The organism is Caballeronia sp. LP006 (assembly GCF_031450995.1).
GTDB lineage: Bacteria > Pseudomonadota > Gammaproteobacteria > Burkholderiales > Burkholderiaceae > Caballeronia.
Genome location: NZ_JARTVW010000004.1, coordinates 1001286 through 1025029, shown reverse-complemented (window position 1 = coordinate 1025029; position 23744 = coordinate 1001286). Strand labels below are relative to the sequence as shown.

The following is a 23744-nucleotide window of genomic DNA, read 5'->3' as shown; positions in this document are numbered from 1 at the left end:
ACACTGAAGGAAATTCGATGAGCTGGCTCGACAAATTGTTGCCGCCCAAGATCAAACAGACCGATCCCAAAAGCCGCAAGGGCATTCCCGAAGGCCTGTGGGTGAAGTGTCCGGCGTGCGAGGCGGTGCTGTACCGCAACGACGTGGAGGCGAATCTGCATGTGTGCCCGAAGTGCAGCCACCACATGCGAATCGGCGCGCGCGAGCGGCTCGATCGTCTGCTCGATCCGGAAGGCCGCTATGAAATCGGCCAGGAAGTCTTGCCGGTCGACGCCCTCAAGTTCAAGGACAGCCGCAAGTATCCGGACCGCCTGAAAGAGGCGATGGAAGACACCGACGAAACCGACGCCATGGTCGTCATGGGCGGCGCAATCCACACCATACCGTGCGTCGTGGCGTGCTTCGAGTTCTCGTTCATGGGCGGCTCGATGGGTTCGGTGGTCGGCGAACGTTTCGTGCGCGGCGCGCGCAATGCGCTCGAACAGAACGTACCGTTCATCTGCTTTACGGCTTCGGGCGGCGCGCGCATGCAGGAAAGCCTGCTTTCGCTCATGCAAATGGCCAAAACCACTGCGCTCCTCACCAAGCTGGCCGAGGCAAAGCTGCCGTTCATCTCGGTGCTCACTGACCCGACCATGGGTGGCGTGTCCGCGAGCTTCGCGTTTCTGGGCGATGTGGTGATTGCCGAGCCGAAAGCGCTCATCGGCTTCGCGGGTCCGCGCGTGATCGAGCAGACGGTGCGTGAAAAGCTGCCGGAAGGCTTCCAGCGCGCCGAGTTCCTGATGACGAAGGGCGCCGTCGACATGATCGTGGATCGCCGCAAGATGCGCGAGGAAATTGCCCAGTTGATGGCATTGATGACCCGACAGCCCGCCGACGCCGTCGCCTGACGGCTTCGAATGCAGCGCCGCGCCGCGCGTGAACCCGCGAGGTTCCGCGCGGCGCTTTTGTTTCCCGATCTCGAAAATGAACACTTTCCCCACCCTCGACGCCTGGCTCGCTCATCTCGAAGCGGCGCATCCGGTCGGTATCGACATGGGTCTCGCGCGCATCGGTCGCGTGAAGGAAGCGCTCGGGCTTTCCTTCGCCTGCCCGGTCATCACCGTCGGCGGCACGAATGGCAAGGGCTCGACGTGCGCGATCATCGAAACCATTTTGCTGCGCGCGGGTTATCGCGTGGGCTGTCACACGTCGCCGCATCTGCTTTCGTTCAACGAGCGGGCGCGCGTCGATGGCGTCGAGGCAAGTGACGCCGAGTTGCTGCAGCATTTCGAGGCCGTGGAAAAAGCGCGCGCGAGTCTCGCCGAGCCGGTCTCGCTGACTTATTTCGAATTCACGACGCTCGCGATCCTGCATCTCTTCGCCTCGCGCACACTAGACGCCGTGGTGCTCGAAGTCGGGCTCGGCGGGCGGCTGGACGCGGTCAATATCGTCGATACGGACTGCGCGGTGATCACGAGTATCGACATCGATCACACGGATTACCTCGGCGATACGCGCGAGAAAATCGGCTTCGAGAAGGCGGGCATTTTCCGCTCGGGCAAGCCCGCGATTTGCGGCGACCCGACGCCGCCGCAAAGCTTGATCGATCACGCCGAGGCGATCGGCGCGGATTTGTGGCTTGTGGGCCGCGATTTTCGCTACGAAGCGCAGCCGGGCAACGAGCGCCAGCAGTGGAGCTACATCGGACGCGCACAACGGCGTTCCGCGCTGGCTTACCCGGCGTTGAGGGGCGCGAATCAGCTCATCAATACGTCGGCCGCGCTGGCGGCGCTCGAAGCGCTGCGCGACCGTCTGGCCGTGTCTGCGCAGGATATCCGGCTGGGCTTGGCGAACGTCGAGTTGCCGGGACGCTTTCAGGTGCTGCCGGGCAAACCGCAGATCATTTTGGATGTCGCGCACAATCCGCACGCCGCCGCCGTGCTCGGTCAGAATCTCGGCAACATGGGCTACTTTCCGTACACCTACGCGGTGTTCGGCGCAATGGGCGACAAGGACATCGAAGGCATCGTCAATCAGCTCAAGGGCGAGGTCGATCACTGGAACGTGAGCGCGTTGCCTACTCCGCGCGCCGCGTCGACCGGCCGCCTGGCCAAGGTTTTGCGCGATGCCGGTGTCAACGAAGGCCCCGACAGCAGCGTTTCACAATTCGACACACCGGCCGAAGCATTTCGAGATGCGTTAAGTCGTGCGTCCGAAAATGATAGAATTTTGGTTTTCGGCAGTTTCTACACGGTTGCCGGCGTCATGGCATACCGGAAATCGCAGCATCACTGAGACGGTTGGCGGTCAGCCGCAAGGCAAACCCCCGCACCAAGCTTCTCGCACCAAGCCATACATGGGACTTTTCTCGTTCGGCAAGAAAGACGACTCCGGTCGCGACGCATATTCCGACTCACCGCGCGGCACGCGTCATACCGTCCGCACGGAACGCCGCACGCGCCGCCCCGAGCGCACCGACGCCGACGCGATGATGCTCGACCCCACGCTGCCCGAAAAGCAGCGTGCCCGGCGCAGGCTGGTCGGCGCAATCGCGCTCGTGCTGGCCGCGGTCATCGTTCTGCCCATGGTGTTGGACTCACGCCCGAAGCCCGTCACCGACGATATCTCCATCGATATTCCAAGCCGCCCCGCGCCTGCCGTGAAGCAATCGCGCGAAGCCACCGATGCCGACACGCAAGCCGGCGTCGCGCATGACGGCCCTGCGGCGACATCGAACGGCGTGGCGGCGGGCGTAGCGCAGCCCGACGCGCAAGCGCCGGCGCCAGTTCAGCAACAGGCGCAGGTCAAACCGGAAGCAAAGTCCCCGGCACCCGCGAGCCAACCCGCAAAAACTCAGGCGGCCAAGCCGCAGCCGGTCGCGCCCGCTGAAGAAGCCAATACCGCCGCCAACGCACCGAGCTCGCCTTCGTCACCGGCCGGTAGCCGCTTCGTGCTGCAAATCGGCACCTTCGACGACGAAACCGCCGCGCAAAACTGGGTCAACAAGTTGAAAGCGGCCGGTGTGCCCGCATATCTCGAACATCGCAAGCAAACGGACGGCTCCACGCGCGCTCTGTTGCGCGCAGGACCGTTTGCGGATCGCACGGCGGCATCGGCGGCGCTTCAGAAGGTGCGGCAAGCCGGACTTGCCGGTGGCAAGCGGCCAGCGAACTGAGGCGAACCAGAAGCTCGATGTTCACCAGTTTCGACTATGCCGTGCTCGTCGTGATCGGTCTGTCAGCCTTGCGCGGCATGTGGCGCGGCTTTCTGGCCGAAGCGTTCGGTCTCGTCGGCTGGGTGGCGGCTATCTTGATTGCAGGGCGCTTCGTCAGCGTCGTCGTGCCGTACATACCGTCCACGTGGCCGGGCGGTGCATTGACGCAATGGCTCGTGGCGTTCCTGCTGGTGGTGGCGGCCGTGCTGCTTCTGTCGAGCGTGCTGTCCGCGCTCCTGACGCGCATCACCGAAGTCACCGGCCTGCGCGGTGTCGACCGCTCGCTGGGTTTGCTGTTCGGCCTCGCCAGAGGGGCGATATTGGTAGTCATCCTGGTCGCCCTGGCGGGCTTGACCGAACTGCCGCAGAAAGATTTTTGGCGCAATGCGCTGCTCGCGCCCATGGCCGAGCAAGGCGTGCGTGAACTGAAACCGCTGCTCCCCGCTACGCTTGCCGCGTATGTGCGTGTCGCCCCGGCCCCCGATGCCGGCGACGCGGCGCGAAACGTCGCACAATAGACGAACGGCTGGCTACATGAGGGACGCGATACGGCGCCCGCCTGCGAACAGGCGGTGCGGACCGGCACCGCCTATCGACCCCGTCGACCCCGTTTCGACTCTTTGAAGGACCATGCCATGTGCGGCATCGTAGGTGTAGTTTCCCAAAGTCCCGTCAATCAGCTGATCTATGACAGCTTGCTGCTTCTGCAGCATCGCGGCCAGGACGCAGCGGGCATCGCCACGGCGAACGGCAACAACTTCCACATGCACAAAGCCAATGGCATGGTGCGCGACGTGTTCCGCACGCGCAACATGCGCAGCCTGCCGGGTACGGTCGGCATCGGGCAAGTGCGTTATCCGACGGCGGGTTCCGCATCGAGCGAGGAAGAAGCGCAACCGTTCTACGTGAACGCGCCGTTCGGGATCATCCTCGCGCACAACGGCAATCTGACCAACTGGACGCAGTTGAAGGACGAGATGTTCCGCATCGATCGCCGGCACATCAACACGGCGTCGGACACGGAAGTCCTTCTCAACGTCTTCGCGCATGAACTGCAGCTCGCGAGTTCGGGCTTGCAACTCGACGCCGCCGCGCTCTGGAAGGCGGTTGCGGGCGTGCATCGGCGGGTGAAGGGTTCTTACGCGATCGTCTCGCTGATCGCGGGTTACGGGCTCGTCGCGTTCCGCGATCCGTTCGGCATCCGTCCGCTCGTGCTCGGCAAGCTGGAAACCGCGACGGGCGTGGAATGGATGGTGGCGTCGGAATCGGTGGCGGTGGAAGGCGTGGGCTTCGAGTTCGTGCGCGATGTCGAGCCGGGCGAAGCCATTTTCATCGACGCGGAAGGCAACCTCCACAGTCATCAATGCGCCGAAAAGCCGACACTCAACCCCTGCATCTTCGAACTCGTGTATCTCGCGCGTCCGGATTCGTGCCTCGATGGCGTGCCCGTCTACAACGCGCGTCTGCGTATGGGCGACTATCTTGCCGAGAAGATCAAGCGCGTGCTGCCGGACGTGCCTATCGACGTGGTCATGCCCATTCCCGATTCCTCGCGTCCCGCCGCCATGCAAGTGGCCGCGAAGCTCGGCGTGGAGTATCGCGAAGGCTTCTTCAAGAATCGCTACGTGGGCCGCACCTTCATCATGCCGGGCCAGGCGGTGCGTAAGAAGTCGGTGCGCCAGAAACTCAATGCCATGGCCATCGAGTTCAAAGGCAAGAACGTGCTGATCGTCGACGACTCAATCGTGCGCGGCACGACCTCGCATGAAATCGTGCAGATGGCGCGTGACGCCGGCGCAAACAAGGTGATCTTCGCGTCCGCCGCGCCGCCGGTTAAATTCCCTAACGTGTATGGCATCGACATGCCCACGCGCGGTGAACTCGTGGCGCACGGCCGCAGCGACGAAGAAGTCGCGCGCATGATCGGCGCGGATTATCTCGTCTATCAGGACGTGGCCGACCTTAAAAGCGCGATCCGTGACATCAACCCTGAGTTGCAGGAGTTCGAGGCTTCGTGCTTCGACGGCAACTACATCACCGGCGACATCACGACCGAGTATCTCGACCGGATCGAATCGGCGCGTCTTGCGCCGCAATCGCAGTCGGATCGCGACAATGCGAGCGACGTGCAAGAGGGCGACGTCGCGCGCTCGCAATTGCATCTGCAACTGTCGGTGGAATGATCCGATAGCTGGTTGAGGCATGAAGAAAGCCCGCCTGGTCGATGACCGGCGGGCTTTTTTACGTCTTCAATGCTGACGCGGATCAGGCGCTCTCAGGCCATTGCGCCAGAGACCAGGCGCTATGCCGAAGCGCTTCGAGAACGCATGCGTGAACGCGCTTTGATCGGCGAAACCGACATCGAGCGCAATGTCCGACAACGCGGCGCGCGGATCGGCAAGCAACGCAAGCGCGGTATCGAGCCGCAAGCGATGCAGATAGCGATGCGGCGTCTCGCCAAACGCCTCGCTGAATAGCTGATGAAAGCGCCGCATGCCGAAGCCGCAGTGTGCGGCGAGATCGGCAATGCGCAGCGGCTCCGACAAATGCAGCCGCAGCCATCGGTCGATGTGCGCGAAGTCGAGGCCACGCGCTTCGGCCACGACGGATGCGCCCGCGTCGGCCATCAACGCGCCGCACAGATGCGCGGCGGCTTGCCAGGCGAAGCGGCCATCGTGAATGCCTGCATTCAGCGCGATATCGGCGACGAGCTGCGTCATCGCGGAATCGAGATCGACAGTGCGAGCGCGTTCGAAAAAGCGCTCGGGCACCGCCACCGACGTTGCCGGAAGATCGAGCACGAGTTGGCGATTCACGCCCTCGGCCCAGTATTCATGCCGCGCGTGAGCCGGAATGATCCACGCTCGATGCCGGTCGATATGCGACTCGCGCCCGTCCACCGCCATGCCCATTGCGCCGTCGAAGCCGAGCACGATCTGATGGAAGTCGTGCTCGTCCGTCGCCTGCACCGATTCATAGCGGCGCAGCGAAATGCCTGGACGATGGACTGGCGCGTTCATGGCGTCGACATTCAGACGTCGAGCAGTTCCACTTCGAACACGAGCGTGGCGTTCGGCGGAATGACGCCGCCCGCGCCACGCGCGCCGTAGCCGAGTTGCGGCGGGATGGTGAGACGGCGCGTGCCGCCCACTTTCATGCCTTGCACGCCTTCGTCCCAGCCCTTGATGACCATGCCGCCGCCCAGCACGAAGGCGAACGGGTCGTTGCGGTCCTTGCTCGAATCGAACTTCTGTCCGTCGGTCAGCCAGCCCGTGTAGTGCACGCTCACCGTCTTGCCCGCGACGGCTTCGGCGCCTTCGCCAACAGCGATGTCTTCGTATTTGAGGCCGGAATCGGTCGTGACTTGCGCCATGTTGTGCTCCCTGGTTGCCCGGCCATGCGCACGTTCGTCATGTCATGGTCCGGTGGTCGAAACCACCATTGTAGAACGTCGCAGGCAAGCGGGAGGGCAGTGCGCGCACTGCCCGAAGGGTCACCGAGGCGCTTTCAGGGATGACGTCCGCGCGGATTCATGCGGCTGCCGATAGCGGGACGCGGTCCCACGGGCGAGCCGACACGCGGACCCGAATGCGGTTTAGCGTTCGTACCGAAGTCGGTGCCGATAGGCGTCTGATCGATGACGACGGCGGCGTCGCGGTCATGCGACTGCTGCCTGGCCTGCTTGAGCGCGCGCACTCGCACGTAAGCCATCGCGACGAAAGTCCACGGTGCGAGATAGGCGAACTCGGGCACGGAGACCATCATCATCAGCCAGGTGCCCACGCAGCATTGACGCAGCGCCATGCCGCGCGCGTCCCAGTCGAGCTTGAACGCGGGATACAGCATGAGCGCGCTGATGCCGACGAGACCGACCACTCCCGTGTTCACGAGCAACGTGGAGAACAAATCGGTCGAGCGTATGTAGCCGAAGCCGATGCCGAACAACTGATTCATCGGCGTCGCGCCAAGCCACATCTGCACGGAATTCAGGACCAGCATCGAACGGTCCGAGCCCGATTCGTTCTTGCCTTCGAGCTTGTCCATCACCATCTGCTGGAACAGATCGGCGATATAGTCCTGCGCGAGATAGGCGATCACGCACACCACCGCGAGCGCGATCAACGCCTTGATCGGGTTGATGCCGAGCTTGCGCATGCGAATCAGCGCATAAACCGCATAGCCGATCAGCACCGTCGACGACGTACTCATGATGAGCGAAATGCCGATGACCCACACCGGCCAGCGTACGCGCGAGGTCGCGTTGAAATACACCCAGAAAGGGAAGATGGACATTGCGTACATGGAAGGCTCGCCGGTCAGCGCCTTCAGCCGCTGAATGGGGAAGCCCTTGATGTCGATCTGCTGGAACGAGCTGCCGTTCACGGTGCCGTCCGAACGCACGATACCCTTGCCGAACTGATCGCCAAATGCACGGTTCGAGATGAAGTCGCCCGGCTGTCCAGTCGCGACGAAGTAGACCACTTCGTACATGCCGTAGAGCGCGAAGAGCGTCACGGCCACGAGAATCCACTGGTCCCATGTCGGCTTGTAGAAGTAGTAGACGTAGGATGCGTAGAGCACCACCGCCGCGACGTAGATCGACTGCGTGAACATGCTCTTGCGCAGGATGAACGTGACGAGGTCGGTGTCGTCGACCATCGCGACCTTGCTGAAGTCGGGATCGAAAGGCGCCATGACGTCCGCAAGCTGCGAGGTGCAGAACATCAAAAGCCATACGACCACGGCCGCGATCAGGAAGTGCATCCAGTTCTTGCGCGCCTTGCCGCCGAAGAGCAGCACGAGCGGCACCGAAAGAAAGCACATCAGATAGCCGATCGTCGTGCCCTGGATGCTCGGCATCACGAGGAACGACGTCACGGGCATCGCGAAGGCCCATATCTGGTAGAAGCGGTCTGTCAGCGCGAGTTTTTCTTTCATCGGTCGGGGGCTCTTCAACGCGCAACGCCGCGTGAGACACGCGGCGTTGCGTAATCGCTCTTTTAGTGGGCCAAGCTTAATTCACCGGCTTGAACGAACTGGTGTATGCCGCGGCATAGCCATAACTGCGACGGTTGCTGCGCCGGCGCGGAATTGCGTTGAAGACCGAACCCACGAGTCTGCCGCCCGCGCGCTGCACCTTCTTCACGGTCTCCTCGATCTCTTCCTCGGTCTGAATGCCCGAGCGCAACACCAGCACCGTGGAGCCCGCGTCGCTTGCGACGATCGCGGCATCCGTGACGGCGAGGAACGGCGGGGTATCGACGAGCACGAGGTCGAACTGGTCGCTCATGCGCGCAAGCATGTCGCGGAAACGCGGCATCATCAGCAATTCGGACGGATTCTGCGGATAGCCGCCGCACGACATGAACGACAGGCCGGGTACGCCGACGTAACGCAGCGCATCCGTGATGCCGATATCGCCCTTCAGCACTTCCGCGAGGCCGCCAGGGTTCGACTGCTTGAAGAACGATGCGATATGGCCACGGCGCATGTCGGCGTCGATCAGCAACACTTTCAGGCCGATTTCCGCGAGCAGCACGGCGAGGTTGGCCGCGACGAAGCTCTTGCCTGCCGACGGAATCGGGCCGGTCAACATGACGATGTTGTTCGGCGCATTGACGAGATCGCGATACAACTCGGTACGCACGGCGCGTAGCGCTTCGACAGCCGGATCGTGCGGGAAGCGCGAGGCAAGCACGCGAGCGTCTTCGTCGCGTTCGTCCACATGCGGCATGGTCATGGCATCGTGTTGCGCCTGGTCGTAGTGCGGCAGGGCCTTGGGCGCGGCGCCGTTTTGTTGCGTGCCCGAGAAGCCGAGCGCGCGTCCGACCGGCGACACCGCGATCTCGTGATCGAGCACGAGTTGCTGGCGGCTGAACAGTACCTCGCCCAGCACCGGCACCGACAGACGGCGTTCGACGAACATCGGGTCGGTCACGCCGATCATGGCGTGACGGCGCAGGAAGATGAAGAACGTGCCGACGAAGAAGCCAAGACCCGTACCCGCGAGAATCACGAGCATCTTGTTCGGCTTCACCGGGCGATGCGGACGCAGCGCGTTGTCGAGAATATGCGCGCCGCCGCTCGTGCTCGCACGACGCACCGACAGCTCCTCGGCCTTGTTCATCATGCCGAGGTAGATGGTTTCGGCCACGCGTGCATCGCGCGTGAGTTCGGCGCTTTGACGTTCCGACGCGGGCATGCTGTCGAAGCGCGACTGGATCTGCTTGTTGGTCGCTTCGAATTGGGCGATCTGCTGATCTAGGTTCTTCACTTGCGGGCTGTCGGGCTGGAAGCGCTGCAAGGCCTGCGTGCGTTGCAGTTGCAGCATGGCGAGCTGTTGCATCGACGTGATACTGCCTTGCAAATACGCTTGCGCCTCATTGACCGGCTGCACCGACTGCGACTTCGAACGGAACGCGCTGAGATTGCCCTCGGCCGTCTTCAGGTCGGCTTCGAGACGCGGCAACTCGCCGCGAATGAACTCGAGCGTCTTGGTGTCGTTGGCCTGACGGCTCGCGACTGCCGCCGACATGTACGCCTGACCGAGCGCGTTCGCGACATTGGCCGTGAGTTCGGGGTCGTCCGCATTGAACGAAATCTGCACGATGCCCGTGTCCTTCGCTGACTCGGTCACCTTCATCGTCTTGAGCATGAGCGCGATGGCGTCGAGCGTGTTGTAGCGGATCACGTCGAAGTGCACGCCGGGATGGCCCACCACACTGTCCACGAGCATCGACACGCCATTCGCAGCTGCCGGACGGCCAACGGTGCCACGCACGAGCACGTCGCCGTCTTCGTCGCGCAGTTCGTACTGGTTCTTGTCGAGCAGCACGAAATCGAGCTTCGAATCTTCGAGCGATGCAGGCACGTCGAGCCGGCCGATGTTCAGTTCCTCGCCGCCCCAGCCATACGAATCGAGGCCGAGCCATGCGGGCGAAAGTTGACCGCGCTTGGCGAACAGGTCGGCGATCTGCCCGAGGACCGGCAGCGTACGCGGCTTCGCTTTGATGTCGAAGTGAAATTGCTTGACGACCGGTTCCAGCACGGAACGGCTTTGCATCACCGAGATCTCGGCGGGCGCGATCTGATTGACGGTCTGCGCCTGCTGCTGCATCTGCTGCTGATTCTGCGGCGTGATGCCGAGCGCGTTTGGATCTGGCGGATCGACGCGGATGATGACGTCGGCGGAGTAGATCGGCTTGGCGAGAAACGCATAAGCCGTGGCGAGCAAGGCCGCGCCCGCGATGAACAGCATCAGCATGCCGATATGGTCGCGAAGCAGTTTGAGCATATCGCTCGCGGTGAATTCACCGTCGTCCTTGCCTGAGCGCGAAGATCCGGAGTTGACATAGAGCGTGTTCAAAGGCGCCATCCTCAATTCGATAGTTAGAACGTAGTTGTCAGGGCGTTGGAAAAAACGAATGCCCCGGCGGCTAAAGCCGCGGTACGTCTCTTTGCTTTATTTAATCCGGCGGTACGGCCGGTGAGTCGCAGCAACATGAATGCTTGGGGCCTGCGGCGTCGGTCAGCGCGGGCCTTGCCAGCCCCGGCGCATCTTGCAAACCCCTACGATACTTGCAGATAAATAGAAAAAAATTATCCTAAGGGGCATCTTCCGGCCGTGAGTTATCTGCGTCTGTTAAGTACCGAACGTTGTAATGCTCGAAAGGTCAGGCATGCCGCTTGCGCGATGGCGGATTTGGGCGATAATGCGCGGTTTGCCTGAGCCCGGGCACGCACTCACGGCATAGGGTTGGCTTTGATGAATTCGCGGACCACGTCGAAGCGTGGTTTTTTCGTTTTACCGTCGTCGTGAATCACGCCGTAGTTGCCGTCGCCACCAAAGCGCTGGTCGTCGTAAAGCTCGTAGAGCGTCACGTTCTGAATGCCATAGGTCTTCGCCATCGAGACGAAACCGCCCAGCGCGTTCTTTCCCACGAGATACCCCGAAGGGTCCGGATGATCCGGACGTACACCGTATTCCGTGATCCAGATCGGCTTGCCGTAACTGTCGCGCAAACGCTCCAGCACGTTGGTCTTTTGCGATCCCGCTGCCGTGATCGAACCCATGTCGGAATACCAATGCCACACGGTAATGTCCCATTGCGGCACGGGATGCCCTTTGGTTCCGTCCGGCTGCGTGCCGGAAAAGAGCATGTCCGGAAAGGCGAAATGCAGCCAGCTGAACGACGTGAGCAGAATCTTGGCGTCGGGGTTGGATTCGCGAACGCCCTTGATGAGACCGAGGATCGAGCCGCGCGCCTTCATGTACATCGCGTTGTCGTAATCCGACGGATGCTCGCCGCTGCGGTCATCGCCGCGTATGGTCCAATTGTCGTACTCGTTGCCCACCTGATAGTAGGTCACCACGCCCTTCAGAATGCGTCCGGAGAGCTTGCCGAGTTCGTAGCCGCGCGCGAAGGCTTCCGCTTCGTTGGCGCGCTTCTGCACTTCGAACGGTGTCACGAGGGCAAGCACGCCGATGCACTGCCTGGACGCCTGACGCGCGAAGTCCGCGACCATGTGCGCGCTTTCTTCGTTCGAGACGTCCTGGGCGTACATGGTGACGCCGAGTTCGCGCAGCTGCGAAATCTGCAAACCATAGTCGCTCGTGCGATACGCACCGCGATGTTCGATATGGCCAGCAATGCCGTAGAACACGCCGGCCGACTCATTGCCGCATTTCATCTTGGGTGCGGCGAATGATGGGGTGTCGGCATTGGCATCGGCCTTGGCGCCGCCGGTGCGGCTTGCGTGATACGCATCGGGACTGCCGCTGCGCGCGAAGAGCAGAACGGAGCCGCAAAACATTGCGCCGAAGAAGGCGACTACGATCAGAATCGTTCGCTTCAATATCTGGACCTCGGGAAGGCGAAACTATTTGGCCAGCATGTCCGAATGCTCGCGCGTGGCGGGATTGGCCGCGCCGCGCGAGCTCGATGCGCTCGTCAGGATGCTTTGCGCTTGCGCGTCGAAAACTTCACGCGAGAAGCGGCGGCGGAAGTCGCGCGTGAGCGCGGCCATCGAGTAGGTGCTCGCCGAGAAGACTCGCTTTACGAAAGACGCGGAATCGTCGACGGGAAACAGCAGCGCATCGGGCAGATAAGATTCGAGACCCGACACCCGTGACACGACAACTGGACGTTCCGCGAGCACCGCTTCGATCATCACGAGCGGCACGCCTTCATACGCTGAAGGCAACACGAGCGTGTCGCTTGCGACGATATACGGCAGCACGTCCTTCTGCGGCCCGACAATACGCACGCATGCGGCAAGCGCGGGACTCTTCTCGACGATTGCTTCGAGACGCTCCGCATCCGGTCCTTCGCCGACGATCAGCACCAGCGTTCGCGCGAACGCTTCCTTGTGACTTTCGATAGCCTGCATCAGAAAGTCCTGACGCTTCTGCTGGAAATTCAATCTGCCGATATGCGCGATGATCGTGGTGCCGTCATCCGGCAGACCCAGCGATGCGCGTGCTTGCGAACGCGTGAGCGTTGAACGGCTGAAGCGGTCATCGACATAGTTTTCGAGGATCGTGGTCCGCGCACGCGGCGCAAGTGCGCGCAATTTGCCACGCAAGTGCTCGTTGAGCGTGACGAATTCATCCGGCATGCGATACAACACGCGCTTGATGAGCCACTTGATCTTCTCGGCGGCGCCCGCGTTTTCCGGCGCTTCATCCACGAGAGGAAGATAGCTCACGGCGGTGACACGCGCCTGGCGCGCGGCGAAAAGACCTGCGAGACCGGAAGCGATGGTGCCTTGCGCGATCAGCAATTTTTCGAGTTCGAGACTACGCAGGATGGCGGCCGTGGAGCGCACCATGCGGACGAGTTCGATCATGTTTCCGCGCAGCGATTCGGCCGTATAGGTAAGACCGATGACCTTCACTTTCTTATGCTTGAGCGATAGTTCGCTTACATAACGAAAAAGCGGTTCATTAGCGGTCGGCACGAGAATGTTAAGCGTCTCGATACCTGTGCTTGCGACGAGCGCAAGCATCAGGCGCTTGAGCATTTCCTCGTGCCCGCCATTGATGCCCGAATCGCAGTAAATACCTAACTTCACCGGCCTTCCCCCAAAAACGCGTTCAACGCGATGGCTTGTCGATGAACTGCATGAGCATGCGCGCGCTTTCCGTCCAGCGATACTTCTCCGCGTGTGCAATGCCGCGCTGCTTGAGATCCTCGCTTAGTGCCGGCGAGTCGAGCAATTCGCGCAGCTTAGCCGAAATATCCTCGACGGAGTACGGATCACAATAGATTGATGCGTCGCCGCACGTCTCCGGCAGCGCCGCTGCGCGTCCGACAAGCGTCGGACAGCCATTGCGCATGGCTTCCAGCGGCGGAATGCCGAATCCTTCGTAAATCGAAGGATAAAGAAAGCAAGCTGCATCCTGATATAAAGCTTTGAGCTTTTCATCGCTCACGTAGCCCGCTTGCTTGATGTTAGGCGCACTCGAGAGATCATGCGCGCGGCCAAAAATAGTGGCGTTCTTCATGCCGACAATAACGAGGTCGATAGACGGATCGTTCAGTCGAATGAAGGCGTCGACAAGACGTTGAAAGTTCTTTGTCGGGTTCATGCTGCTTACTGCAAGCACGTACCGGTTCGGCGTGAGATCGAGATCCTTGATGACGGACCGGTCCGGCACGACGTGATCGAGATGGTCCGCTGCGAGCGGCACGACGCCGATACGTTTGGCATCCACACCGACATGATGCGCGAGGCGGTCGCGCGAGAACTCCGAATTCGTCATCACGCAACTCGACGTGCGCGCGAGAATCCAGAACATCACGCGATACCACATGCGGAACTTCCACGAGAAGTGCGCGGGCGTGTCGAACACCGCGGCATCGTGCATGTAGATGACCTGGTTCGCGCGAAAGATCGAACCCGAGTTACTCAGATTGACAATGCGCGAGCGGCCCGCAAAGAGTGGCAGGACGAATTGTTCCCACAGCACGCCTTTACCGAAGCCGAGCTTCACGGTTTCGACGCCGGCCACGGGTTCGAGCCCGTCTTGCGGCGGCACGGCAAGCGTCACATGCGAGCCTTGCGGCAGCTTGACGAGCGCGGCTACGAGCTCGCGCGCAACGCGTTGTACGCCGGTGGTCTTCTGACTCGTGAACCTGCCGTTGTAGACGAGCTTGTTCGGGGCAATTGATGTGTCCATGTCTCGGGCGGGTCAGTACTGTGATTCGGAAGTGGGTTCGTACGATTCGAATTCGTTCGATTCGACGGGCTCTTTCAAGTACCTGTCCGAACCGAATTCGTATACCGAGAGCCACTTGCGGAAGATGGCTTCCATCGAGAAGCGCCGGCTAGCCGTTCTTTTCGCGGTTTCGCCCATGCGCGCACGCAGGATAGGGTCGTCGCGCAACATGGCGATGTACTTTTGCATGTCTTCGTGCGTCGTGGCGACGAAGCCAGTCTGCCCGTGCAAGACGACATCGCGATTGCCGACCACGTCTGTCACGACAGCGGGAATGCCCGCGACCTGCGCTTCGATCAACGCGATCGGCATGCCTTCCCAGCGCGAGGTCTGCACATAGATGTCGAGGCCGGAGGTCAGGGCGAGCGCGCGTTCACGCGTGACCCAGCCGCTGCATACGACTGAATCGCTGGCAGTCTGACCGGGCAATTCATCGAGGTTTCCGCCGATCCACAAGAATTGCGTCGTGGAGTTGCGCAGATCGGTGGCGAGCTGCACGAAGGCTTCGTGATTCTTCTGGAACGACGCGCGTCCGCTCATGCCGACCACGACTTCACGGCCGTCTTTCTCAAGACGCGAAGGAATCTCCAGCACGTTGACGCCGTTCTCGATCATCTCCGTGTTGCGCGTGCGCATCTGCGTTTCTATCTCGTGCTGTTCGCTCTTGGAGCACGCGACAATGGTGCCGCCCATGCGTGCTGCAATGCGCTCGAAGCTGAGATAAGCAAACTGCTTTGCCGCCGATACATCGCGACGCAGAAACGCAAGGCCATGCGGCGAATAGAACACGCGGGCACGCGGCGCGGCAATGCGCGCGGCGGCCCGTCCCAGCACACCCGCCTTGGACGAATGCAAATGCACGACCGACGGATTGCATTCCTTGAGCTTGCGCACCAACTCCCACATGCTCGTCCAGTCTTTCTTCACACTGACTTCGCGAAACATGCTCACGTAGACGAGCTTCACGGCCGGATGAAAGAGGCTCGCGAAGTTGTTCGGCGTTTCGGGCCGGATGGAGTGGAGGATCGTGACGCCGACGCCTGCAGCCGCAGCACGGTTCGAGAGCTGAGTGAGCATGGAGAGGACTCCCCCTCCAAAGGCTTCGGTTATATGTACGATCTCTTTCATATAGAACTCTGCAATGAGCAAAAGCCGAGCGCCCGCGGCATTCGCAATTGAGAAGGCACGGCGGTCTTGTGTTTATAGGTGGAGTGGTGAGCTCCGCTTGCCAACGCGCCTCGCTGGGTCCGTTATCGGTTCCGTCGAAGGAGGCATCTATGACGGCCTGGAATGCAGTATCACTAATCGACCTGAGTTTTTCTGTTCGATTAATACATATGCAACCTAACCGGTGCGCCTCGATCTCTCAGAACCGGGCGGCAACGCACACGGACTTGCTGATTCCCCTGCTAATCGGCTTTGCAAAGCCCGCGTTAGCGAATCTGGCATAAGGAAAATCAAAACTGCGAACTGGTCTAAAGAATTCTTAGGCCAGCGTCGACAGTTTGTTCACGCAGTTAAAGACGAATGCAAGCGAGCAAGGCAGCGGGCTAATCGACTTCCGATTCGGCCTTGAGCCAAGCGAATTTCTGTTCGAGTGCTTGGTCGCAAAGTTGCACAAGGGCTTTGAGTTCCTTGAGCGGAATCGCGACGGACTGCATACGCAGCCTGTCTGCACGATCAGCGAGTTCTCGCACACGTTCGAGCGTCGGGTCGTTTGAGTTCATTCCGGTCCTCACCCTGCCTACCTGATGTTGTTACTAATACGATATCGGCTCAAACAATTGGCGTCCGTGCGTTTCGACACATACAAAAACGCAACTTTTGCAGTAACGGTGCGTCGTCGAACGGAAATGTGGGAGCGTGAATCGTTTGGACATTAGGTAGAAGTGGCTAACCGTGCACCGCATGACGGGGCCGTTTAAAGCTCGTCATGCCGATGCAAACGTGCCTTGTGCACGATTCAAGCCTGGTCAGGAACCGGCGCTTTCCGGCATGGCGCGCCGGAGCAGGGGTACGCCCTGGAAGTGCAGGGTGCAGAACATTGCGGTGGCAATCGACGTCTCGACGATCAGCACGGTGGCTGCCGCGCCTTGCTCGCCGAAGAGTCTGGCAAGCACGGCGAGAAGACCGAAGTTCAGAACAGCCGAAGCGATGAGTACACGGCTGAATTGCGCCTTCATGCCGAGTGGAAGCATGGTCTGAACGCCGAAGAGATCGGAGAGGCCGGCCATCAACGGGACGAATGCCATCCAGCGCAGCACGTCGACGGTCGGCGCGAACTGGGGGCCATAAAGCAGTTTCACGGCAAGCGGCGCGCCGAAGAAAATGCATACGGAGATGAGCGAGACGATCGACCCTTGCAGCACGAACATCTTGCGCAGAAAGGCGAAGGCGTCATCGCGCGCATGATGCATGAGGAAGCTCACGCGCGGATAAGCGGCCGTCTTGAGCGGCTGAAGCATGTTCAACGCCGCGCGAATCAGCTTGTCGCCGGCCGCGAAGTAGCCGCCCGCCACGTTGCCCGCAATGAAGGTGAGCAAGACGATATTGCTCGATGCATAGATATCGACGAGCGACGTGGCCATGAACACGCTCCATCCTTCCTTGAGGCGCGTGAAGATGGTCGGCAGCGATACCGGCACGAAGTCGAGTTCGCGTCGAAAATACAAATACGTGCAAATTGCGATGCCCGAGCACAACGGCACGAGCGTGTTGACGGCCATGGCGATATCGACATCGCCGCGATGACGCACGAAGAGGTACATCGCCGGAATGCTCAAGGCGCGTCCGATGAATACGAATACGCTGATCATGCCGAGGTCTTCCACGCCCTGGAAATACCACGTGGGAATGAGCATGGAGCCAACCGCCATGCCGAAGCCCAATAGCAGCAAGTCGCGGTTTTCCGCAAGATACGGCACGATGAACGTCACCGCGAGCAGGATGATGAATCCTGCAAGCGCAAGCACGCTTTGCGTGAGGATGGTTTCCCAGAAGACCTGCGAGCGCATGGCGCGGTCATCGCGATTGATCGAGACTCTTGGTGTCGCCGTCAACGAGAAACTGTAATTCGTAAGCGTGATGAAATAAGCGGAGAAGGCGAGTGCGAACGAAAGGCGTCCATATTCGCTGGGGCCGAGTACGCGCGCAAGCCACGGCAGCGTGAGAAGCGGTGCGAGGTATGTGGATACCTGCAACGTCATCAGAATGGTGAAGTTCTTTCGAAAAGATGCCATGTAACGATAGGTTCCGGCTTGAGCGCTGACTGATCGCGGTAACGCAGTTTGCGGCCTTGTCGCATGTTCGCCCGTTTAAAAGGGCATTGCATGACAACGCGTGTAACGAATCGTTTCGTCAGGCGCATGCGCCACTTCGAGCGCAGCAAGACCAATGGGGTTAGACACATCCTCGCCTTGGCCTCAGGGCAAAGGAGCGCAAGTATGAACGACATGAACCGCTCTCGAGCGGTAAGCCCACGCGAAGCGGTTCATGTTGTCGTGCCGAACGTATTTAACAATAAAAAAATTTATTCGTCAGTGGGTTTGCACACGCACACTGCCGGCTACCACTTGACTATTGGGCGAGCATCGCGCTAGCAATCTCGCTCTCGTTGTTCACTATTTGGTCCAAAAGCGTGTCGTGTCGCTCGATCACGAGCGGCGGCAAGCCGATGAACCGGCGCACGACGTTACGCGTGATCTGATCGACGACGACATGGCTCTGCGCGCTCGTGTTCATTAGGACGCGCGCCCAGTCCGTGGTGCCGCCATTGAACACTTCGCCTTGTTCTGGCGAGCCATTCGCATCGGGCTTGAAGACGCCCATTGCGCCCGCGCCGCCGACATCCCAGCCCGTGAGCTTGACGGTATCCGCAAGCGTCACGAAGCCATTCGCGACAGGCGGAACGCCATCCACTTCATAGCCTACGAGACGATCTTCCGCGCCGAACGTCTGACCTTCTCGCAAGCCGGTGCCTGCAAAGACCCAGTGATTCGCCTGACGCACCGTAAATCCGATCGCTTCGCGCTCGCGTCTGATCCATCCGCCGCGCAAGCGTTTCCATTCGCCGTATTTTCCGCCGCCGTAACCATAGCTCAGGCCGATGAGATTCGATTCATCGTGATCGGGCCATTTCTCGGCAAGCCGGTTCATGATCTTGAGATCGCCTTCGATAGGCGCATCGCCGAAATCGACCGGACGGAAGCACGTATTGCCGCTGAAGACCGCGAGGTTGCCGCCTTGCGCGATAAAGCCCGCCACGCGCTCGCGCATCTCCGTGGTCCAGTATTCGTGATGCCCCACGCTCAACATGCAGCGGTAGTTCGCGAGCTTGAGATCCGTGCCGCGATGCAGATCGTGGTCGGTGTAGAAGTCGCAAGCAATTCCTTCCGCCTTGAGCCAGCGAATGAACTTCGCATCCCAATGCGTGAATTGCTGACGCGGCGAGCGCGAATCATAGGGATCGTTCGGCTCGCCGAGTTGCGCGCCAAGACCGCCGCCTGGCCGACGAAGACTCACGCGTGTCGCGGGCTTCGTGCGATGAATCGGGTCGCCGTAGTAACAGCCGCCGCCGATGGAGTTGTATGCGTGATACGTGTTGATCGGCACGATATACGCGATATCGGCGGAAGGCTTGCGCGGCCGCGCGATGACGAGCGCCGTGCTGTCGCTGTCGGGCGGTCCCGCGAAGATCGGCTTGTGCGTGGCGGCGCGTCGACCGAGCTCGGTCAGGGGCTCGCCCTTGCCGCCGACTTCATACGCGATCACCACATACGCGCCCGTTTCGAGCGACGCCGTGTTCGGCTTGATGGTGATGGTCGGCCAGCCCCAGTCTTCGTCGAAGCGCACGGGCGTCATGCGGCCCGGCGACTGGAACACGTACTTGCCGTGCTTGAGTTCCGCCGTAACGGCGCCGCCTGCCTGAACGGCCACGCCGCCCACGCTCGTCAGATTCTCGTCATGCCCTTGCCGATAGATGGCGATGGAAAACCGCGATCCCGGTTGCACGGCGATTTCGAACGGTTCGCCAGCGGTGAAGCCGGGCTTGATCGGATAGATCTGCATCAGTGCGCCTTTATACGCGGAGTCATCGGTTGCCTGCGGGCATCGCGCGCGGCGCGGCGGCGGGCGCGCGAAGTTCCATGCCCAGCACGCGTTTGATCAGGCGCTTGGCGAGAAACAGGCGGCGGTCCGCGGCAATCTTCTTGTGGAAACGCAATTCCTTCGATTCTTCGCCGCGCTGCGTCGCGAACACGCGATATCGCTCCGCCGTGGCTTCGATCGCGCGGATCGCATCGTTATAGGCGCGGGCATCCACGCGCGCGGCCTGGTGGCACGCATAGCCGAAAATCTTGTGGAACATGGCGAGCCAGAAGGCGTCGTATGGACCGCCATCGCAGCGTTGCAGCGTTTCTTCCGCGCAGATCGTGAGGCTCGTGACTGTATAGGTCGTGGCCTTGGTCGTGATGCTGCCCGCGCGGCGGCGATACGAATACAGTTCGTCGGCCAGACGATGCAGCGTGCGGGCACGCGCGTAGACGAGCGGAATGGCGGCGGCGTCTTCGTACACGCGGCCTGCCGGAAACTCGATGCCGTCCCACAATTCGCGCTTGTAGACACGCGCGGCCGGGAACACCTGATACACGTGCGCGAAGTCGAGCAGCGCGTCGAGATCGCACGTGCGCGAGCCGATGGTCGAGCGGTCGATCAGCTTCACGTTGTCGATCACCTTGCCGCCAGAATTGATGATGCCCACGTTGAACTCGATTATGTCCGCGGCTTGCGCGTCGAGGAGCGGCATGATCTTGGCGGTGAAATCCGCGGACCAGACATCATCGGAATCGAGAAAGCCGATATAGGGCGATTTCGCTTCTGCAATCGCGCGATTGCGTGCGGCGGAAACACCACGGTTTTCCTGGTGAATCACGTGAATCTGCTTGCCATGCGCGCGCTTCTGCACTTCGAGAATGCGGGCGAGTGTCTGGTCGGTGGAACCATCGTCGATAACGATAAGTTCGATCTCGTCGGAGCGCGGCTGCGAAAGCGCGGATTCCAACGATGCGGCTATAAAGTGCTCGACGTTATAGGCGGGAATGATCACCGACAGCAAGGTTCTGGGGGTGTCGCTCTCGACGCGTGTCATAGGCTCGTGTCACCGGATTAAGTTTTAGTTGAAGCCACCGTGGCCGCGGCCGGCGTTCGAGGGCCGACAATAAAGGTCGACCAGCCGTCCATACGTAGTCTCCTGACAAATGCTATAGGCAGTTGTAAGCTTGGAATGTTCGCCGACGCACGCATGAAATTTCCGCTTCTTCGCAAACGATTTCCGTATCTTCAAGCGCGATTTCGTGCATCGCTCTGCAAAACCCGCTGAATCCTTGTCAGGCGCGGATAATCAGCTTAGAGCGAGTAAAAGACACGCGTGTTTCAATTGCTTCTCGCAAATGGCGGGTATAGCGGATGAGAGCGTTGGTTATCCGCAGATATCGGCCATTTGAATTGCACTGACTGTATATCGGCGCGGTTTCGCAATGGTTGAATCCGGGACGCATGACGCCCTCGTTTTCTTCGCACGTCCGTGCACGCCAATTGCTGGAATTGCCCCGTAGTTCGTGAGCAAACAGAGCCGTTCGTGCGGCAGGCGCTCACCTATAATGGCCTCTCGGAAGACCCGCAGGCTTGGCCTCGCGCGACGCGCTCCTGGTGACCGGAACGCCGCTCGCGACAGAACCTCAACACCGATCCACGCAAGGACCCAAAACCGTGACCACGTCATTTTCCAGTACGGTCGAGCCCGGAGACACTCAGTCCTTCGATACGGCCGTCGCCGGAAACGATGGCTTGCTGGTGCTCGATGCGGCCCAACGCTGCCTAAGTGCCGACGCCGTCTTCTCCCATCTCTTCGATGTCGATTCCACCGCGCTGCGCGGACGCGCACTCGCCGATCTCCCGCTGCCCGCTCCGTTGATCGCGTCGCTTTCGCTTGCAGCCGATGCCGCGCTCGCGGGCAACGGCGCCCGGCGCGCGCAGGTCAGCATCGAGGAGGACGATTCCACGCGAGTCTTCAACATACTTGCGCTGCCCGTCGCCGAATCCGTGACGCTGATCGTCTCGACCTGCGCGAACGCGACGGGTGCTAGCGACAACGCAGCGCGCATCGCGCATCTGCGAGCCGAAGCCGCGCTGTTCATGCGCGATCACGTGCTCTCGGTCGTATCGCACGACTTGCGCGGTCCGCTCAACGCCATTCATAGCTGGGGCTATGTGCTCGAGCGCAAGGTCGATGCAAACGACCCCGCCGCCCAGCGCGCGCTCACGGGCATTCGCTCGGGCGTCGAACAGCAAGTCAAGCTGATCGAACAGTCGATCGATACGACGCGTGCCGAAACCAAGGCCGTCGCGCTTGCCGTCGCGCCTGCCGCCGCGCGCGCTCTTCTCGAGCGTGGCGTCGCGCTCGCACGCGAGGCTATCGGCGAGCGACGCGGCGTGAGCATCACGCTCGACTCGCCGCTCGTGGAAGAACAAGTGGAAGGCGACGCCGATCGGCTCACCAACGCGCTCTGGCTCATGGCGGCATTCGCCACCGAAGCAAGCGCGCGCGACACGACGGTGCAGGTATCGAGCAACATCGAAGGCAGCACGTGGCGCACCGACGTGCGCTTCACGGTTGCGGCGTCCGCATTGACCGATGCATCGGCCGCGCATGTACTCGAGGCATTCGCGCGCAGACAGGCGCTGGAGCCGCGCGAAGCCGGCCGCATTGCGTGGGGCCTTGCGCTTTGCAAGCGCATTTCAGAGGCGCATGGCGGCGGGTTCGAGCACACGGATATCGTCAATGGTGCAGCCGTCACGGCCACCATGCGTATTCCGGTGGCGGGAATGTAATTGAGGACGTAAATTGACTTTCGTTTGCCTGTCGCCCATATACTGACGCTTTCCACTTTCGAAGAGAGTTGCTTTGGCTCAGGTTGTCGCGCTGGTCGGCGCATTGTTGCTCGTTGCCCTGAATGGTTTTTTCGTCGGGGCGGAATTCGGGCTCGTCAAGTTACGGGCGACGCGCGTGCAGGCCATCGCGCGGACCAACGGCCTGCCGGGGCGTCTGCTCGCGAAGGTGCATAGCCAGCTGGACGCCTATTTGTCCGCGTGTCAGCTGGGCATCACGCTCGCGTCGCTGGGGCTTGGGTGGATAGGCGAACCCGCGTTCGCTTCGCTGCTGCATCCGCTGTTTGCGCTCATCGGCGTTCAGTCGGAAAAGCTCGTCGAGTCCGTGTCGCTCTTCTTCGCGTTCTCGGTCATCTCGTTTCTGCATATCGTGGTTGGCGAACTCGCGCCCAAGTCGTGGGCCATTCGCCGTCCCGAGCAAGTCGGCCTGTGGCTCGCCACGCCGCTCTATGGCTTTTACTGGGCCATGTACCCGTTCATCTGGGTGCTCAACTCGAGCGCGAATCTCGTGTTGCGGCTTTTCGGCATGTCGGCGGAACACGGTCACGACGCCCACTATTCCACCGACGAACTCAAGCTCATTCTGCGCGGGCGTCGTCTTGGCGGGGCGTCTTCGTATAACGCGGACGAGTGGAACACCATCGCGCATTCGCTCGACTTCAGCCGCATGACGGTGTCGGACCTGATGCGTCCCGCGCACGAACTCGTCGGCCTGCGCAACGACTTGCCCATGCGCGATAACTTGGCCGTGATCTCGCGGCATCGCTTCAGCCGTTATCCGTTGTTCGCGGATGCTTCCGGCGAACGCGTGCTCGGCATGATCCATCTGAAGGATTTGTTCCTCGCGGGCGACGGCGAAGCGCGCGGCTTCAACTTCAGCTTTTCGAAGGATGCCGAAAAGATCGATAAGCTCGCGCGCCATGTCCGTCCCGTGCAATACGTCGCGCCCAATCTGTCGGCGCTGGAACTTTTCCGGCGCTTTCGCAAGGGCGCGCCGCATTTCGCCATCGTGGGACGCAAGGGCGCGAAGCCCATCGGTTTTATCACGCTCGACAATCTGCTGGGCGCACTCGTCGGTCAGATTCACGACGAATTCCGTCAGGGCGACGCCGACTGGTCGCGCATGGACGACGGCACTTTGATGGGCAAGGGCAGCTTGCCGGTGGTCTCATTGGAACGCGCGCTTGGCATCGATATCGACGAAGGCCGCGCGGAATCCGTCGGCGGGCTCGTCATCAATGCGCTCGGGGACTTGCCGCAGGAAGGGCAGCGCGTCGAGTTCGACGCCTTCGACATCGTCGTCAAGAAGATGAACGGGCCGCGTATCGTGCTGGTGCGGGTGTATCCGCGCGAGGAAGAGGTCGAGCACGCCGAGTAGTAGCG

The 23744-nt window shown here is 61.1% G+C and carries 17 protein-coding genes and 2 pseudogenes; 8 read left to right on the top strand and 11 right to left on the bottom strand.

What is annotated here, in order from left to right; translation table 11 throughout:
• Window positions 1-17: 17 nt before the first annotated feature.
• The 5 genes from accD to purF all read left to right on the top strand — a co-directional run bounded on the left by accD (window position 18) and on the right by purF (window position 5379).
• Window positions 18-890, top strand: coding sequence for an acetyl-CoA carboxylase, carboxyltransferase subunit beta (accD, locus tag P9250_RS14725; RefSeq protein WP_244829127.1), 873 nt, complete (start codon window positions 18-20; stop codon window positions 888-890).
• Window positions 891-966: 76 nt separating this feature from the next.
• Window positions 967-2277 carry a bifunctional tetrahydrofolate synthase/dihydrofolate synthase gene (folC, locus tag P9250_RS14720; RefSeq protein ID WP_310393720.1) on the top strand — a complete coding sequence of 437 codons (1311 nt, stop codon included), beginning with the start codon at window positions 967-969 and terminating at the stop codon, window positions 2275-2277.
• A gap of 61 nt (window positions 2278-2338) precedes the next feature.
• On the top strand, window positions 2339-3157 hold the full coding sequence (locus P9250_RS14715; RefSeq protein ID WP_250509824.1) for an SPOR domain-containing protein: 819 nt from the start codon (window positions 2339-2341) through the stop codon (window positions 3155-3157).
• A 17-nt stretch (window positions 3158-3174) separates the two neighbouring features.
• Window positions 3175-3714 carry a CvpA family protein gene (locus P9250_RS14710; RefSeq protein ID WP_309959305.1) on the top strand — a complete coding sequence of 180 codons (540 nt, stop codon included), beginning with the start codon at window positions 3175-3177 and terminating at the stop codon, window positions 3712-3714.
• Between the two features lie 117 nt (window positions 3715-3831).
• The gene (purF, locus tag P9250_RS14705; RefSeq protein ID WP_244829131.1) at window positions 3832-5379 is read left to right on the top strand and encodes an amidophosphoribosyltransferase; all 1548 of its coding nucleotides are present in this window, start codon (window positions 3832-3834) and stop codon (window positions 5377-5379) included.
• 66 nt (window positions 5380-5445) lie between these two features.
• On the opposite strand, the gene P9250_RS14700 is transcribed toward purF, so the two are convergent.
• From P9250_RS14700 to P9250_RS14650, 11 genes are all read right to left on the bottom strand, one after another.
• Window positions 5446-6216, bottom strand: coding sequence for an AraC family transcriptional regulator (locus P9250_RS14700; RefSeq protein WP_310393717.1), 771 nt, complete (start codon window positions 6214-6216; stop codon window positions 5446-5448).
• Window positions 6217-6227: 11 nt separating this feature from the next.
• Window positions 6228-6569, bottom strand: a complete 342-nt coding sequence (locus P9250_RS14695; RefSeq protein ID WP_244829133.1) for an FKBP-type peptidyl-prolyl cis-trans isomerase — start codon at window positions 6567-6569, stop codon at window positions 6228-6230.
• 134 nt (window positions 6570-6703) lie between these two features.
• Window positions 6704-8134 carry a hypothetical protein gene (locus P9250_RS14690; RefSeq protein ID WP_244829134.1) on the bottom strand — a complete coding sequence of 477 codons (1431 nt, stop codon included), beginning with the start codon at window positions 8132-8134 and terminating at the stop codon, window positions 6704-6706.
• A gap of 76 nt (window positions 8135-8210) precedes the next feature.
• Window positions 8211-10571, bottom strand: a complete 2361-nt coding sequence (locus tag P9250_RS14685; RefSeq protein WP_250466488.1) for a polysaccharide biosynthesis tyrosine autokinase — start codon at window positions 10569-10571, stop codon at window positions 8211-8213.
• A 368-nt stretch (window positions 10572-10939) separates the two neighbouring features.
• The gene (locus P9250_RS14680) at window positions 10940-12052 is read right to left on the bottom strand and encodes a glycosyl hydrolase (RefSeq protein WP_310393715.1); all 1113 of its coding nucleotides are present in this window, start codon (window positions 12050-12052) and stop codon (window positions 10940-10942) included.
• Window positions 12053-12076: 24 nt separating this feature from the next.
• Window positions 12077-13270: a glycosyltransferase gene (locus tag P9250_RS14675; RefSeq protein ID WP_250493113.1), complete on the bottom strand. Its 1194-nt coding sequence runs from the start codon at window positions 13268-13270 to the stop codon at window positions 12077-12079.
• 22 nt (window positions 13271-13292) lie between these two features.
• Window positions 13293-14378, bottom strand: a complete 1086-nt coding sequence (locus P9250_RS14670) for a glycosyltransferase family 1 protein (protein ID WP_244829138.1) — start codon at window positions 14376-14378, stop codon at window positions 13293-13295.
• 12 nt (window positions 14379-14390) lie between these two features.
• A complete protein-coding gene (locus P9250_RS14665; protein ID WP_244829139.1) occupies window positions 14391-15545 on the bottom strand; it encodes a glycosyltransferase in 1155 nt (384 codons plus the stop codon).
• Window positions 15546-16390: 845 nt separating this feature from the next.
• On the bottom strand, window positions 16391-17656 hold the full coding sequence (locus tag P9250_RS14660; RefSeq protein WP_244829141.1) for a flippase: 1266 nt from the start codon (window positions 17654-17656) through the stop codon (window positions 16391-16393).
• 337 nt (window positions 17657-17993) lie between these two features.
• Complete coding sequence (locus P9250_RS14655) at window positions 17994-19484, bottom strand: N,N-dimethylformamidase beta subunit family domain-containing protein (RefSeq protein WP_310393712.1); 1491 nt, start codon at window positions 19482-19484, stop codon at window positions 17994-17996.
• 22 nt (window positions 19485-19506) lie between these two features.
• Window positions 19507-20562, bottom strand: coding sequence for a glycosyltransferase family 2 protein (locus P9250_RS14650; protein ID WP_250526541.1), 1056 nt, complete (start codon window positions 20560-20562; stop codon window positions 19507-19509).
• Between the two features lie 620 nt (window positions 20563-21182).
• Between P9250_RS14650 and P9250_RS14645 the strand changes: the two genes are divergently transcribed.
• The 3 genes and pseudogenes from P9250_RS14645 to P9250_RS32625 all read left to right on the top strand — a co-directional run.
• Entirely contained in the window at window positions 21183-22304 is a 1122-nt protein-coding gene (locus P9250_RS14645; RefSeq protein WP_310393709.1) for a histidine kinase dimerization/phospho-acceptor domain-containing protein, read from the top strand.
• 73 nt (window positions 22305-22377) lie between these two features.
• Window positions 22378-23209, top strand: a pseudogene (locus P9250_RS32630) (hemolysin family protein); the annotation flags it as partial.
• A gap of 68 nt (window positions 23210-23277) precedes the next feature.
• Window positions 23278-23739: pseudogene (locus P9250_RS32625) on the top strand (transporter associated domain-containing protein); the annotation flags it as partial.
• Window positions 23740-23744: the final 5 nt, after the last annotated feature.